This is a genomic window from Nostoc commune NIES-4072, from assembly GCF_003113895.1.
GTDB classification, from domain to species: domain Bacteria; phylum Cyanobacteriota; class Cyanobacteriia; order Cyanobacteriales; family Nostocaceae; genus Nostoc; species Nostoc commune.
The window spans coordinates 640,650-655,977 of sequence record NZ_BDUD01000002.1 but is presented as its reverse complement, the minus strand read 5'-3'; the positions used below and the strand labels follow the sequence as shown (position 1 = coordinate 655,977).

The window sequence follows — 15,328 nt, the reverse complement described above, 5'->3', positions numbered from 1 at the left end:
CAAAGGTCGAGTGTTCTGTTTGCCTAACATCCACCGATAAACGCTCAACAGGTATGATAATCTGAGATTAATCAAAGACAATCGCTCGTTTCTAAATAGATGAATACGCCGGATTTTGGACGTTAGATTTGCTGAGAACCGTTCGTGCTGTGCGACCTGCTTTAATTAAATCTGCTGCCTTCTCACCAATCATGATGGTGGGTGCGTTGGTATTTCCGGTCGTGATGGTGGGCATGATGGAGGCATCTACAACTCGTAACCCTTCAATTCCATGTACTCGTAGTTCAGGATCGACCACTGCCATGTGGTCATTGCCCATTTTGCAAGTGCCAACCGGATGCCACACTGTGCTGCAATTGTTGCGAATATAAGCAACGAGTGCTTCATCACTCTGAACCTCAGCACCCGGAGCAATTTCTGCACCACGAAACTCATCAAAATGATTCATCTGAAACAATTGGCGTGCTAGTTTAGTTGCAGCGACTAACTTTTGCACATCGGCTTCACTTTGCAGATAGTTCATCTGAATCATGGGGGTGTCTTGCGGATCAGATGAGCGCAAACTCACACTGCCACGATTTTGCAGACGGGTCAAAGAGACAACATCCGTGAACCCAAAAGCAGCAGCAGGATAGCCAAGCGGCAAGAACTGGACAGGAGCGAAGAAAAACTGTAAATCAGGTGCAATCTCTGAGTTGCCTTCGCTATGTAAGTACAGTCCAGCTTCTCCGATACTACTCGTGCTAGCAAAGTGTAGATCCTGAATTGACTGATAGACCACAGGAACCAGAATGTGATCTTGCAGGTTTTGACCCACTCCCTGCAAATCTAATACGACAGAAATCCCCAATGCCTGTAACTGTGAGGCATTGCCAATCCCGGAAAGCATTAAAAGTTTAGGCGAATCGAATGCACCCGCACTTAAAATCACTTCTTTATTGACTCTAATTTGGTGCAGCATTCCCTCATGCAGATATTCTACGCCAACCGCGCGAGTACCCTCAAACAACAATCGAGTCACCAACACCCCAGTTGTAAGGGTCAAATTAGAACGCCCGACAATGGGCAAAAGGAAAGCAGCCGCAGCACTGTGCCGTTTACCGTCCTTGATAGTGTGTTGATAAAATCCTGCTCCTGACTGCTGCTTGGCGTTGAAATCAGGATTATAGTCATAGCCTGCTGCAACACACGCCTCTACAAATCGGTGAGAAATTGGAGCAGGCGCAATCAGATCGCTCACGCTTAACGCTCCATCTACACTGTGATAGGCATCAGCACCGCGCTGCTGGTGCTCGGATTTTTTAAAATAGGGTAAGACATCCTCGTAACTCCAACCGGGATTTCCTAATTCCTGCCAGCGATCGTAATCGTGAGGATTGCCTCGAACATAGAGCATGAAATTAATCGAACTGCTGCCCCCTACGACTTTGCCACGGGAACAAAGGATCTTGCGGTTGTTCAGATACGGTTCTGGTTCGGAGAGATAGCCCCAGTCCACTTCAGTGCCAATTAGATTGACGCATTCTGCTGGGATTTGGATTTCCGGTTTCGTCGCTGGATTGCCCGCTTCGAGCAACAGTACAGTGATTTCTGGGTCTTCTGTGAGACGATTGGCGACTACGCAGCCTGCTGACCCTGCACCAATTACAATGTAGTCATATTGCATCACGAAACTCTCCTTTGCTGTCTGCAACGAATTGATGGAACTAGGGATGGACAGAAGTAGCCCTACTTTCCTGCGTAGAAATAGTCCGGCTTGATCTTGCTCTTCAGACGGTCACGTATCTCGATAGAGAAACAGAGTACGGCACTGAGGGGGCGATGATGAATTGCAATATGGACAATCAGACCGTTCGGGTTCTTGGTGAGGATTGTTACGCCAGATAAGAGCTGACCGCCGAAGGCTTGCACCTCTCCGCTTTAATTAAATCTGCTGCTTTCTCACCAATCATGATGGTCGGTGCGTTCGTATTTCCCGTGGTGATTGTTGGCATGATGGAGGCATCAACAACTCGCAATCCCTCAACCCCATGTACTCGCAACTCAGGATCGACCACTGCCATTGGGTCAATGCCCATTTTGCAAGTGCCAACCGGATGCCACACAGTGCTGCAAGTGTCCCGAATGTAAGCTTCGAGTGCTGCATCACTCTGCTTGTCAGCACCCGGAGCGATTTCCTTACCGCGAAACTCATCCAAAGCACTTGCACCGAACAAGTTACGGAGTAATTTAATCCCGACAACTAACTTTTGTACATCAGTTTCACTTTGGAGAAAGTTCATTTGAATCATCGGTGTGTCTTTGGGGTCGGGGGAACGCAAACTGACACTACCAATGTTTTGAGGATGAGTTAAACAGACGAAACTTGTAAATCCTAAACCAGAGTGGGCATAACCAGGCGGTGCCAACACAACCGGGCCGAAGAGAAACTGTAAATCTGGCGCGGCATCCAGATTACCCGGAGTATGCAAAAACAAGCCAGCTTCAGCGACACTACTGCTGCTTGCCGTGTGTAAATCCTGAGTTGCCTCGTGTGCCACGGACACGACAGGATGGTCTTGGAGGTTTTGACCGACACCCGGCAAATCAGCCACTACCGGAATTCCCAAAGTTTGCAGGTGTTCTGCATCACCAATACCGGAAAGCATCAGCAGCTTGGGCGAATCGAACGCGCCAGCACTTAAAATCACTTCGGAGTTTACCCTAACCTGGTGCAGCATGTCCTCGTGCAGGTATTCTACCCCAATAGTGCGAGTACCCTCAAACAACAAGCGAGTTACCAACGCTTTTGTGGTTACAGTCAAATTGGGACGCTGGAAAATGGGTAACAGGAAGGCAGCGGCCGCGCTGTGGCGCTTACCATCCTTGATCGTCAACTGATAGAGTCCTGCTCCTAACTGCTGCATTCCATTGGGATCGGAATTGTGGTCATATCCTAGTTCCACTGCTGCGTCTACAAAACGTTGGGATACCACAGCAGGCGCAATCAGATCGGTGACGCTCAACTCTCCATCGACCCCGTGAAATTTAGACGCGCCTCGTGAGAAGTTTTCTGATTTCTTGAAGTAGGGCAAGACATCAAGGTACGACCAACCGGGATTGCCCAATGACTGCCAGTGGTCATAATCGTGAGAATTACCCCGCAGATAAATCATGATATTAATCGAACTGCTGCCGCCCAGGACTTTGCCACGAGGACAAAAGATTTTGCGGTTATTCAAGTAGGGTTCTGGTTCAGAGAAATAGCTCCAGTCCACCTCAGAACCTAGTAGACTGAGACATTGCGCTGGGATGTGAATTTCTGGTTTCGTATCGGGATTACCCGCTTCAAGTAGTAACACAGTTGTGTCGCTGTCTTCTGTCAGACGATTGGCAACAACGCATCCTGCTGAACCTGCACCAATTACAATGTAGTCATAATTAGTCATAAAGTTCTTTTCCTCTGTTATCTACAATGGATAAATGGAGTCAAGAATGAACTGATTTAAAGAGCGATCGCTGAAATACTGTTAGTTATTCATTTACAACGCCCGATCTGCTGAATTTAACTGCGTACCAATGGTGTATCCACCAAATGTTCTGCCAGAAACCAAACTTGCGTCTCATTGGTTCGCAGGACTTGGCTCACTAACAAATCGTTAGTACCACTATCTTGATTCGCTGCTGTTTTATCGATCGCCACTCTCAATTCCCCAATGATTAACTCGTGGGCTTCCAGTAACCGCGACAACATCACAGGTACTTCCTCAACACCATTGGGCGGACGCTTAATCCCGCATTTCTCACAAGCTTGAGGGGAAGGATGGGCAGAGGGGCAGAGGGGCAGAGGGGCAGAGGGGAAAGAACAAGGCACATTGAACTCTCCTCTGCTCCCCTGCTCCCCTGCTCCTCTGCTCAAGCGCAGGCTTAATCGAGATGTGGTGAGAAATCCGGGAGAGGGGAAAGAACAAGGCACATTGAACTCTCCTCTGCTCCCCTGCTCCCCTGCTCCTCTGCTCAAGCGCAGGCTTAATCGAGATGTGGTGAGAAATCCGGGTTAATCTTAGTGACTTCTGCCACATGACGTGGGTCAGCGATGTCTGACGACAAGCCGCAAAGCGTCTACGCCACACCTCCCAGTGTTTGTACCCGTTCACCCAGTGCATCAATTAACTCAATTTGTTCGCTGGCGTGTTTGTCGAGCAACAGATGTAGTTGATAAAACGTATGTCCGCGCATCAACCAGTGATGTTTCTTGTAAAGGTGATAGAGAATAATCGTATCTGCCAAAATTTGATTGACTAAAACACAGCTTTGGCTGCGGGCACTGGGGGCTGAGAACAATTGGCAAATCACGAAGAGTCCCATACTGCTGAATTTCATATCCATGTTGATGCAGTAAGGGTTGACTGCCATCAACTTCAGTGATACTTGTATTTTGAGTCGGCACGATCGCATCTCCTAGAGTCTTAAACAATTCGCAATTCGCAATACTTCGACTACGCGGTAGTTGAGCGTAGTCGAAACTCAGTACAAGTTCGCAATTCGCAATTACGTTTGGGAGCAACGCGAAAAAGTGAGATCGGGGTTTAGTTCTCAATTACACCCCTATATTCTCAACAAAATCTGGTTTTTTAGTTGCGATCGCATCCTGAAACAAGCTATATACGTCCCAGATTTTAGCACCTCACAAAATCGCGTTGCTCCCATTACGTTTTGTGATGGGGATTTAGACCCCAACACTCTCACAAGCTGTATGTCTTGGGGATGGGGTTTTAAACCCCTTTTAGTAGGATAATTAGGTCTGTTCTATTTGTATGTACCGAAAAACTTCTTCTCTTAAAATTGGGATTACTTCACAGCAGTGCTAGCTGCTTCAATCACTTTGGTAACTTCTTTTGGATGAGAGATAAAAGGAACATGACTGGAGTTAACTTCGGTTGTCTTAGCATTAATCCGTTTAGCCATAAATCGTTGAAGTTCAGGGTTGATGGCGCGATCACTTTGAGTCACCAGAAACCAGGAAGGGATCGTTTTCCAGGCAATTTCAGTCACTGATTGCTCAAAGGCTGCGCTGGCGATCGGCTTTTGGGTTGCTGCCATCACTCGTGCTTCAGCTTTTGATACGTCTTGGGCAAAAAATTCGTGAAACTTCCCGCGATCAATATAGAGAAAGTTTGCAGCATCAGATACAATTGCCGTACTAATCGGAGGTGGTGCGTACCTTTTATTCAAATCACTCGTCTTTTCACCGACATCTGGTGCGAAAGCATTAACATAAACCAGAGCTTTCACCTGTGGATTGCCAGCCGCCGCACCCGTAATCACATTTCCACCATAGGAATGTCCAACTAATACAACAGAACCTTTTTGATTATTAATCACCCGCTTGGTCGTTGCCACATCATCAGCAAGTGAGGTGAGCGGAATCTGCACAGCAGTCACTCTGTAGCCATCCTGCTCTAACAATGGAATGACGTGTTGCCATGATGTACCGTCAGCATAAGCCCCATGAACGAGAACGATCGCAGGTTTAGAGTTGGACGCTTGAGGTAATTCCTTGGAGGTGGCTGGTGTTGGATGCATTGATATTCTAACGACAACACTTAATGCAAATAACCACAGCAACAATTTTTGAACTTTTTTCCATGTAAAAACTATCATTGCGATCGCCTCTGTATTCTTGCTAAATTGCTGAAATCTCTGATTCTTGTTGTCCGTATAGAAATTATGAAATACTCCCCGATGAAATACTTGTTGGGATAAGAATCAAAAACCTTAATCATTTGCAGCAACAATAGCTGCCATTATCTGCTCAACAGTCCAGCGTTCAAGATACCGAATTCCATTAATAAACAGTGCTGGGGCAGCCGTTACTCCACTGTATAATCCACTTTCAATATCTTCATTGATGCGATCGACGTAGACTTTTTTAGATATATCTTGCAGAAATTTGGAAATATCAAGTCCTAGATTATTGGCATACTCCACGAGATAGCCATTTCCCAACTCTTGTTGATAGCTGAACAGCATTTCATGCATTGTCCAAAATTGACCTTGGACAGCAGCCGCTTCAGCTGCTTCAGCCGCACGTTGAGCATGAGAATGAATCTCTATCTGTGGAAAATGACGGAAAATGAAGCACAAATAATTCTCCCCCAAAGAAACACTAAGCTGTCGCCCAATGACTCTAATCAGCCTGTAAACGTCCGCATTCTGAGAACATTCATAGTCCCCATACATCACAAGCACTACTGTGGCATTCAGCACACCTTTTATGTGATCTTGTGTTGAAGGTGGGACGAATAACAAACTGCGATCACTCTCAAAACTCACTGAGACCTCCGAAGAAGAAAATGCTCATCGCCAGTGATCTCTTCTGAAATCCTTGTACTACCTGAGCTAAAATCTAGTTTTTGGAAAGGTCTAAGTCATTCAGAAGAAAATTAGATGGTGCGTTAACGAAATGTAACACATCTATACACATCTATATTTATATATTTATGCCCACCTACTTATTAACTTTTTGGGATCTGTGTGAAATAAAAAACGCTAAGAGGATGTTTGAAAAATTGTAAAGTATACCAGAAACCCCGCTTCCATTCCTCTCCCCGTTGGCGTTAGCCTGTCGTTAGACAAGGGTCGAGAGGCTTTGAAACTCTCATTCCCTTGTAGGTAAGGGGGTTAGGTTTCCAAGCCTCAGAAGTTACCAAAAATACTTTTCAAACATCCTCTAAGGCTTAAAAACACGAACGGTAACAGCCTGCTAGCAAAGTTTTTTTCTTATCTAGAGCAGCATTTCTATTTTGAGATTGAGTTTGTTTGATGCTGTAATTAATTTTCAGGGCATCGTCTCCTAATGTATTGTGCTTTTTAATCGCTGTGTTTAAGGTAGGTGCATTCAGATTATTATTTAGAGTCACACCCTGATTGATTTTGGCAATAGCAGAGTTTCCAGAGAAAGCTATTGCGCTAACGATTACGACTCCTAAACCTTTAGCCAAATTCCAAACATCCATAATTGTATTCCGCCTTTTTTACTAATTCTAAATCGCCGCCAGTGAGCAACTAAATGTTTACATACTTTTGTTGAAGCTTTGGAGGCTTTGTCTATAAATATATGCAACTAACTCGGTTCTTGTCGTCCCCTAAAAGTTGAAACTTTTACTCAATAGAGTGATTGATAAATCAGTCCATATATAAATGGAATGTTGGCTCCAACTAAAGTTGGAATCTAAATTTGAACTTTAGTACAACTTCCTTACAAATTGACAATCCCTCGTTTAACAGCAATAATCACGGCTTGAGTGCGATCGTTCACTCCCAATTTACTTAAAATTCGATTAACGTGAGATTTGACGGTGCTTTCACCGATACTCAAAGTACTGCTAATTTCTAAATTACTCATTCCTTGCGCCATTAAACGGAGTACATCTAGTTCTCGCTCACTCAGTTCAGGATTGCTCATCCTCTGCACCAGTTTTGCCCCTACTTCGGGTGGAATATACTGCTGACCGCGATGAATTGTGCGAATGGCACTCAGAAGTTCGTTGGGTTTAGCATCTTTGAGCAAATATCCTTTAGCGCCTGCGTGCAATCCGCGATAAATATCTTCATCACCATCGTAGGTTGTCAGCACAACAATTCGAGCAGCTTTAAATTCAGCACAAATAGCAGTAATGGCTTCAACTCCTGCCATCTGGGGCATTCGTAAATCCATCAGCGTTACATCTGGTTGGTATTCACGAAAGAAAGCGATCGCTTGTTGTCCATCTTCTGCTTGAGCAATCACTGTCATCTCTGGATCACGGTTAATGATGGTTGCCAATCCTTGCCTGACAATGGAATGATCATCAACAATCAGAATCCGAATATTCGTTGATTGGCTCATAATTATGAAGAAATTGAAAGTACAAACTGAGAAATTAAGCTAATACTACACGTTGCGTTTCTGATCTTGCCTATTTAATAATTCTTAATCTCGATTGACAATGACAACAATTTCTGTTCCTTGCCCAGGTTGGCTCTGAATACTCAGTTGCGCTCCAAGATGTTCTGCCCTCTCGCTCATTCCCAGCAATCCAAATCCGCCAACAACTGGGATCGTAGCAACCCCAAAGCCCCGTCCATCGTCTTTAACGCGCAGAATACATTGGGCATTGTCATATACCAACTCAACACGAATTTCCGCAGCATCAGCGTATTTTATAGCGTTGGTTAATGCTTCCTGCCCAATCCGTAGTAAGTTATTTTCAACCTCAGCTGGCAACGAATAGGCTGTGCCTTTGATTTCGTAGATCAGAGCGGTATCGGCAGTGGCTCTCATTTGAGTCACAAGGCGATGAAGGGCACTATGTAAATTGCCATCCTCCAATAGCTGAGGACGGAGTGCTGACACCGATCGACGCGCCTCAGCAAGTCCGGTTCGTGCCAGTTCATCAATTATTTCCAGGTGTGCCTGTGTCGCTTCTATATCATCCGCTAGCACTTGTGTTGCAGCTCCTACTTGAACAAGAATGCCTGTGAAGGACTGTGCCAGGGTATCGTGAATTTCTCGCGCCATGCGGTTGCGTTCTTCCAGAATGGAGGCGTGTTCGGCTCGTTTGCGTTCACGTAGTGCAGCGTTTCGCTGTTCGCTAACATCCGTGATGAGACTGTAGAAGCCTTTCACTTGAGCATTGCGATCGCCTTTGGCACTGCCCCTTGGGCAATTGCAATCGGGGATCAAGGTAGCACTGATGCACCTTTTACCCAGTGAAAAGGGAATTTCTGCTTCCAGGGTTACAGTTTGCCCTTCAAACACTTGATTAATAAACGGCTCAACCCGTTGATAAACCGTCTCACCCAGGAGTTCATGAACAGATTTGCCCAAAATCTCATCTTGACTAAGGTTAAACCAAACCTCATAAGTGTGGTTAACAAACCGATAGCGCTGATTTGCATCCACGTAGCTGATAAGAACTGGTAGAGCGTCGGTGATTAGTCGTAATTCTTGTTCGCGTAAGCGAAGCTCGTCGTAGACATCGCGCAGTGCGGCTTCGCTTTTTTGTAAAGCCGCAGTCCTTTGAGCTACCTGTTGCTCTAGAGTGCGGTTGTAATTGGCTAAGAGGTGTTCTGCTTGTTTGCGCTCCGTAATGTCTTGAACGGCTGTAATCGAATAAGCCACGTTGCCTTGCTCATCAAATACTGGAGTTCCCCATGCCTCAACTGGAATGGTTACGTTATTTCGGCGAATTTCTGAATCGTCGATCCTAGTATGTTCGCCGCTCAACGCCCGCATCCCTGGCAATTTCTCAGTTGGATACTTTTGATCCGTTCCTGCTAAATAAATTTGATAAACCTCTGAGATTTGATCCAGTGTTATGGAAGGATCTATCCCTTTGCCCAGTAGCTGAATTGCCTTTTGATTGAAGTAGTAAGGACTACCTACCGCATCCATTATTCCAATTCCTATTGGAATCGCTTCTAGAAACTGAGCCATCTTACTTTCACTCGCACGGAGCTTTGCATAGAGTTTGGCATTTTCGATCGCAATGGCTGCCTGGGTGGATAGCAGATTTAAGACTTGCGATCGCGTAGCGTCTCCTAATGCCTCCGGCACGCTTGCGCGAACGGAGAATCGCTCTGGTGTAAAAGCCCCAGCCGCTAGTTTATTTTCTAGATACAACACGCCCACGAGCTTACCTTGATTGAGCATAGGTAAACATAAGATTGATTGAGTTTGATTGTGTTGAATATATTGATCGTTAATAAAATTACCTTCACGAGTAGCATCATTTAAAATGACACATTCATGAGTACGAATCACATAATTAATAATTGATTCAGGTAAATGATTTGCAGTTGGGATAGATTGCAGCACTTGTGTAGCATAGACATTCTCACCCTCATTGAATTCACTAGACGCTTCAATCACCCATTTCCCTGAATTTTCCAAAATCAAAAATCCTGTTTGTGCGCCAGCATTTTCGATTAATATCTTCATCAATGAACTGAGTAACTTATCCAGTTCAATTTCACTAGAAATCGCAAGGGAAGCTTTCATCACCGCCGCTAAATCGAAAGCGATGGGTGAGTGATTAGAGGTGGTGACAGAAGTTTTGTGGATTGGCACGTCAGCCATGCCCGACGATTGAGAAAATAGCTGGGGATAGCGAGTTTCTAAATCTTTGACTTTCGCAGATGCTCCCCATCGTTCATAGCAGTAATGTGCTTCCTTCATGTAAGTTTGGGCGATTTTTTCTCTACCTCTTGCTAGATAATGTTTAGCAGCTAATTCATAAGCTAATGCTTCTTCTTGCAAATACTCATTGTCTCTAGCTCCTTGAATTGCTTGTTCGTAGAACTCTTCTGCCTCAAGTAACTGACCCAAAACTCGTGCAATCTCTGCTTCCACTAAATGATATTTATGCAAATAATTCATTGGCGCATAAACTGCCCATTGCTTCATTTGCTCCTGGATAACAGCAACGTTTTTGAGAATTTCCTCTTGCGCTTGAGCGCTGCTTCCAGGAAATATTGCGAGTCTTGCTAGAGAGCTATAGAAGTAGTGTACAGGAACGAGGGGTGTTGCACTGACGCGGATTACATGACTTTCCGCTATGGCTGCGTTCTCAGACGCCTGAAAATACTCAGAAAATACATAACATAGAATAAGTTTGTTGAGATGTACCAAAAAGAGTATAACTGCATCTTCTATTTCATGGTGTGGCAGTCTATTTTCCTCGTTGTAGGATTCGCCAACGAGACGGGATGGATTGACCGAGCATCCCATCAAATTTAAAACAGACTGCTGAAATATTTGAGTCCAAGTGAGTGATGTTGTCTGTTTAATTTGATAGATTGCTTCACAGTATGTTGCCATCTCGTGTTCAACCTCTACAAGTTCTTTTCCAACGATAAAGAGTTGGAGGCAGTAAGTGAAAGCGCAATAGGCAGCAAACTCTAAATCTCCAGTTTCCAGACCACTTTGATAAGCTTCCAAAAATGGTTTCGATGTTTCTCTAATATGCTCTTTCCAGTGGGTGATGAAGTTAGTCACCATGAACAATGTTCTAGCTTTAAGTGAATGGATTTTCAGATGAGCTAACAGCCTTAATGTAAGCTGCCCAAACTCGTAGCCAGTCTCAATGTTGCCGACCATTCCACAAAGAATTAACCCAAAGTTGGCGTATGCAAAAGGAGACACAAACGTATTGCCATACTGGATTGATAAGTTGACCTGTTTAAACACAAGTAGAAGCACCAGATCGGGAGCTGCATGATAGGCAGCAAGGGTTATCCTTGAGAGAATTCGCATTGCTGCTAGCTTCTCTGGTTGAGCCATTTCTGGCAATTGGATCAAGTTCTGAATCGGCTCGTTGTCAAAGCGGGATATGATTATGTTTAGTTCAAGCTGAATATCTGACTGGCTCAGTTTTTCGGGAAAACTGATCCCCAATTTCTGCAACACTTGCAATCCAGTATTTATTGCTTTTAATAGCTGGTTCTGCGCGATGTCAGTTTGAATTTTGACTTCGTAAACTTTTACAATATCGACAATAGTCTTGCCTGATTGTAGAACGATCGCCACCCAGTGTTCTACCTGCTCAAAATCGCCACATAAATACGCGACTTCTGTTGTCTCTATACATAGCTCTAAGGTTAAGTCATAATTGGTTTGCCAGCTAGATGCTGCTAGCCATACTTTTCCTGCGGCTAAATAGTTTCGAGCCATATTGTAGGCGATCGCAGCTTTTGCTTTCTGTCCTGTAATTAAATTTAATCTAGCAATTTCATTGCGTTCTAGTTGATCTGTGACTTGCTCAATTCCATGATTAAGATGATCGACAATTTCAAACAATCGGTCTGATAGTCTCTCTGGCAAAGTTTTTCCGAGGAGATTGCGACCAATTTGGAGATGAACAATTTTTTTTTGCGACTCATCGATTAAGGTATATGCTGCTTGCTGCACGCGATCGTGCAAGAACTTATACTCTTGAATTAACAAGTTTTCATCTAATTCAGATAGTGGTTGAATTAATCCAATTTGTATGGCTGTTTGTAAATCTTGAAAAACAGTTTCAGGTGGTTGATCACAAACAATCGATAGAGTATCTAAATTAAATTCAGCGCCGACGCAAGCAGCTAACCGGAGAATTTGCTGTGTGTTTTCTGGCAGTTTCTTCAACTTGTGAAGCATCAACTCCACAACATTATCAGTGATATCTTGGGCTTGGATCTGAGCTATATTCCACTGCCAGCTTAAGTCTTCAGCATCAAAGGTCAATAAATTTTCGCTATGCAGCATTCTCAAAAATTCACTGACAAAGAAGGGATTGCCCTCAGTTTTACGCAACACTAATTCAGTCAAGGGACGAACAATGTCTGCATTCCGATGTAGCGTCTTGGCGATTAACTGACTCAACGGCAAGAGAGTTAATGGTGTTAGAATAATTTCCTGAAGCACTGCCCCTTGTTTTCGCAGTCTTTCTAGCATTAATGCTAATGGATGCGTTGGATTTACTTCATTATCTCGATAGGCTCCAATCAAAAATAGTGATTTGGTTTGCTCATCAAGCAACATCAACTCGATTAACTTCAGTGTTGCTGAGTCTATCCACTGCAAATCATCTAAGAAAATCGCCAGGGGATGTGATTCTGAACAAAACACCCGCACAAACTGCCCAAAGATTCGATGAAAGCGATTTTGAGCTTCAGTTGCTCCAACGGATGGTACAGGCGATTGCTTACCGATAATTAATTCAACTTCGGGGATGATATCAATGATGATTTGTGCGTTGTTTCCTAAAGCTGTAAGTAAGAGTGAACGCCACTGTTGCACTTGTTCGTCTGGTTCACCCAGCAATTGCTGCACCAATTTTTGCAGAGCATCTGTGATCGCGCTGTAGGGAATATTGCGGCCAAATTGATCGAATTTACCAGAGATAAAATAGCCGCGTTTTTGGGTAATTGGTTTATAGATTTCTTGCACTAACGCAGATTTACCAATGCCAGCATAGCCAGATACCAACATCATTTCGACTTGGAATTTTGGTTTGCCTCTTTGTTCGCTTTGTGAAGTTGTTTCTGAATTGTTTGGTAAAGAAACAACGCGATTTGACTCTGGACACGCTACACGATCAAACGCTGCCAGTAACATTGCAACTTCCTTGTCCCGTCCATACAGTTTTTGAGGAATTTGAAATTGCTCAGAAACGTCTTGAAGCCCAAGTTGAATGCTAGAGATTTGACCGATTTCTTCTAATTGTTGAACACAGATTTCTAAATCCGCTTTGATGCCCCAGGCACTTTGATAGCGATTTTCAGCATTTTTCGCCATCAGTTTGAGAATGATATCTGAAACTGGCTTGGGAATCGTTGTATTTATTTCATTCGGCGGAATAGGATGTTTGGCAATATGACAATGGACTAGCTCCAGCACGTCTGTGATGGGAAATGGTAGTTGTCCAGTGAACAGTTCGTAAAATGTCACGCCAAGGGAGTAAAAATCGGTGCGGTAATCGAGTAAACGGTTCATCCGCCCGGTTTGCTCTGGAGATAAGTAGGCGAGTGTCCCTTCTAAAACATGAGGACTTTTGAAAGACGGATTCGTGCGGTTAAATTGGGTGGCAATTCCAAAGTCAATAATTTTGACAACGCCAGTATCCAGATTAAAGACTATGTTTCCAGGGTTGATATCTTTATGAATAACACTAGCTGCATGGATTTTGCCTAGAATATCGCAAATATCGATCGCTATACTTAAAAATTGGGATAAAGGCATGGGGCAGAAAATATCTGGACGCTTGTGCATCCATTGCTCTAGGGACTCTCCGCCAAAATCTTCTAAGATAATCACCAGAGTGCGTTGATAGTCCTGCTGGCTGTATGCCTTGACAACTCCTTCCAGATTCAGGGAACGGGTAATTTTATATTCCTGTCTGTAGCGGGTTAGTTCTTGAGATGAAGGATAATCAAGCTTTAGCATTTTTACGATGAGCGCTACTCCATCGTCTCTGATGCCCCGGTACACTAGAGAATTGGAACTTTCGTATATTTTGTTTTGGACAGCAATACCAGGCAGAGTGATCATAGAGCAACTCTTGAGAGTATAATCTGGCATAACTCAAACTATACAGCAATCTAGCTATCTACATTTTTCATCTTCTGAAACTCTATTTGGTTTTGTTCATTTCTAGCCAGTTGTAGAGCCTTAACTGAACTCTGTTGAGCGCTGTATCAATTTTGTAGAGCGTTCTACAGCACTCCTTTGACAACTGGCATAGCACGGTACACTAGAAGCGGAAAGTTTTGCCCTATCCCTCATACAACTTCTTGACTGTCCCGTTATGGTGATATATCCATTGAAACTGCAACCCAAAGACATTAGATGCCAAATTGCCAAAATTGTTTAGGGTATCCTCCCATACTCCAACTCCAGAAGCTTCAACAGCTTTTCTTCCACAGCAGTAAGATAAGGCCGATTTACCCTCCCCAATAACTGCAACAGACTTTTGACTGTCTCCTCAAGTGAATCGGAATACACTCGACTGATGCGATCGCAAATCACCTGCATCTGCTGACACTCGGCAGGCAGGTAATTGTAAGATTTGAGGTGCTGCAATCCAACCGTATATTCCCCATCCCAGGTTTTGACAGTGCAACTGAATTCGCCCACATGGTTAACGATACCCCAGCAGCCACCCTTGCCCCTGAGTTCGGGGTTGTCTTTGGTAATGATTTGGCACACTTCACCGATTTGGTAGGTATTGGGTACTTGGGTTCGCTCCATAATCCTTTGCACCACATCTTTAACGATTCTACCAGTCGGCACTTTCCCGCCAGCAACTTCTACTGCTCTTAGCCATGCTTCCTGCTGTTCCTGGGGTTGAAGCTTTGTCATGGGTCGAACTTGCCCCTCTGCTGTCGGCAAGATTTGTCGCTGCCCGGAGTGGACTGTATCAGGATCATCTTCATTTTGCGTCCAATTTGGACACATTTTTATCAGGTTATCAAACACAGCCGAAGCTTCGATTAATCTGTAAGGATGACGGCGCTCAAATCCAAACCTGTCTTTGCAATACTCCTCAAAAGTGCTGTGGGTGGAACGATACAGCCTTCTATCCCTCAATTCCATAAGCGCCTTTCCCGCCTCAAAAACCGCTTTCTCCACTTTTCTTTCCAAGTGCAGGCGATCGCTTTGTTCCTCCTCTGTCAACTCTGGAATTTCGACAGCAGTAACGGTGATTGTTGCTAAGGCTGGGTTTTCTTGCTGGGAAATATCCTTGTTTGCAGAGTTAGCTGGTGAAGTTGAATCGGTAGATGCGGCAGAGGTGGATTTTTTGCTCTTACGGGTTGATTTGTCCAT

Annotated in this window: 11 protein-coding genes; 1 reads left to right on the top strand and 10 read right to left on the bottom strand. The window is 44.3% G+C overall.

The window, feature by feature from the left end; all coding sequences use genetic code 11:
* Positions 1-91 precede the first annotated feature (91 nt).
* The 4 genes from CDC33_RS35380 to CDC33_RS35365 form a co-directional block, all read right to left on the bottom strand.
* The gene (locus CDC33_RS35380) at positions 92-1,666 is read right to left on the bottom strand and encodes a GMC family oxidoreductase (protein WP_219930140.1); all 1,575 of its coding nucleotides are present in this window, start codon (positions 1,664-1,666) and stop codon (positions 92-94) included.
* A gap of 208 nt (positions 1,667-1,874) precedes the next feature.
* Positions 1,875-3,428, bottom strand: coding sequence for a GMC family oxidoreductase (locus tag CDC33_RS35375; protein WP_109013201.1), 1,554 nt, complete (start codon positions 3,426-3,428; stop codon positions 1,875-1,877).
* Positions 3,429-3,544: 116 nt separating this feature from the next.
* The gene (locus tag CDC33_RS40030) at positions 3,545-3,955 is read right to left on the bottom strand and encodes a ferritin-like domain-containing protein (protein ID WP_219930139.1); all 411 of its coding nucleotides are present in this window, start codon (positions 3,953-3,955) and stop codon (positions 3,545-3,547) included.
* 146 nt (positions 3,956-4,101) lie between these two features.
* Positions 4,102-4,437, bottom strand: coding sequence for a Dps family protein (locus CDC33_RS35365; protein WP_219930138.1), 336 nt, complete (start codon positions 4,435-4,437; stop codon positions 4,102-4,104).
* Positions 4,438-4,555: 118 nt separating this feature from the next.
* Here CDC33_RS35365 and CDC33_RS38075 point away from each other — a divergent pair, with 118 nt between their 5' ends.
* Positions 4,556-4,777, top strand: coding sequence for a hypothetical protein (locus CDC33_RS38075; protein WP_146195923.1), 222 nt, complete (start codon positions 4,556-4,558; stop codon positions 4,775-4,777).
* A 53-nt stretch (positions 4,778-4,830) separates the two neighbouring features.
* On the opposite strand, the gene CDC33_RS35360 is transcribed toward CDC33_RS38075, so the two are convergent.
* From CDC33_RS35360 to CDC33_RS35335, 6 genes are all read right to left on the bottom strand, one after another.
* Positions 4,831-5,643 (bottom strand): alpha/beta fold hydrolase, encoded by an 813-nt coding sequence (locus CDC33_RS35360; RefSeq protein ID WP_109013200.1) that lies wholly within the window; start codon positions 5,641-5,643, stop codon positions 4,831-4,833.
* Positions 5,644-5,757: 114 nt separating this feature from the next.
* Positions 5,758-6,315 carry a DsbA family protein gene (locus CDC33_RS35355; protein WP_109013199.1) on the bottom strand — a complete coding sequence of 186 codons (558 nt, stop codon included), beginning with the start codon at positions 6,313-6,315 and terminating at the stop codon, positions 5,758-5,760.
* A 404-nt stretch (positions 6,316-6,719) separates the two neighbouring features.
* On the bottom strand, positions 6,720-6,998 hold the full coding sequence (locus CDC33_RS35350; protein WP_109013198.1) for a hypothetical protein: 279 nt from the start codon (positions 6,996-6,998) through the stop codon (positions 6,720-6,722).
* Between the two features lie 242 nt (positions 6,999-7,240).
* Positions 7,241-7,870 (bottom strand): response regulator, encoded by a 630-nt coding sequence (locus tag CDC33_RS35345; RefSeq protein ID WP_109013197.1) that lies wholly within the window; start codon positions 7,868-7,870, stop codon positions 7,241-7,243.
* 84 nt (positions 7,871-7,954) lie between these two features.
* Positions 7,955-14,053 carry an AAA family ATPase gene (locus CDC33_RS35340; protein WP_109013196.1) on the bottom strand — a complete coding sequence of 2,033 codons (6,099 nt, stop codon included), beginning with the start codon at positions 14,051-14,053 and terminating at the stop codon, positions 7,955-7,957.
* A gap of 318 nt (positions 14,054-14,371) precedes the next feature.
* A complete protein-coding gene (locus CDC33_RS35335; RefSeq protein WP_109013195.1) occupies positions 14,372-15,328 on the bottom strand; it encodes a hypothetical protein in 957 nt (318 codons plus the stop codon).

Bases quoted from the DNA above. Each gene is read 5' to 3' on its own strand.
- CDC33_RS35380 (WP_219930140.1), bottom strand. From the start codon at position 1,666: ATGCAATATGACTACATTGTAATTGGTGCAGGGTCAGCAGGCTGCGTA.
- CDC33_RS35375 (WP_109013201.1), bottom strand. From the start codon at position 3,428: ATGACTAATTATGACTACATTGTAATTGGTGCAGGTTCAGCAGGATGC.
- CDC33_RS35365 (WP_219930138.1), bottom strand. From the start codon at position 4,437: ATGCGATCGTGCCGACTCAAAATACAAGTATCACTGAAGTTGATGGCA.
- CDC33_RS35360 (WP_109013200.1), bottom strand. From the start codon at position 5,643: ATGATAGTTTTTACATGGAAAAAAGTTCAAAAATTGTTGCTGTGGTTA.
- CDC33_RS35350 (WP_109013198.1), bottom strand. From the start codon at position 6,998: ATGGATGTTTGGAATTTGGCTAAAGGTTTAGGAGTCGTAATCGTTAGC.
- CDC33_RS35345 (WP_109013197.1), bottom strand. From the start codon at position 7,870: ATGAGCCAATCAACGAATATTCGGATTCTGATTGTTGATGATCATTCC.
- CDC33_RS35340 (WP_109013196.1), bottom strand. From the start codon at position 14,053: ATGATCACTCTGCCTGGTATTGCTGTCCAAAACAAAATATACGAAAGT.
- CDC33_RS35335 (WP_109013195.1), bottom strand. From the start codon at position 15,328: ATGGACAAATCAACCCGTAAGAGCAAAAAATCCACCTCTGCCGCATCT.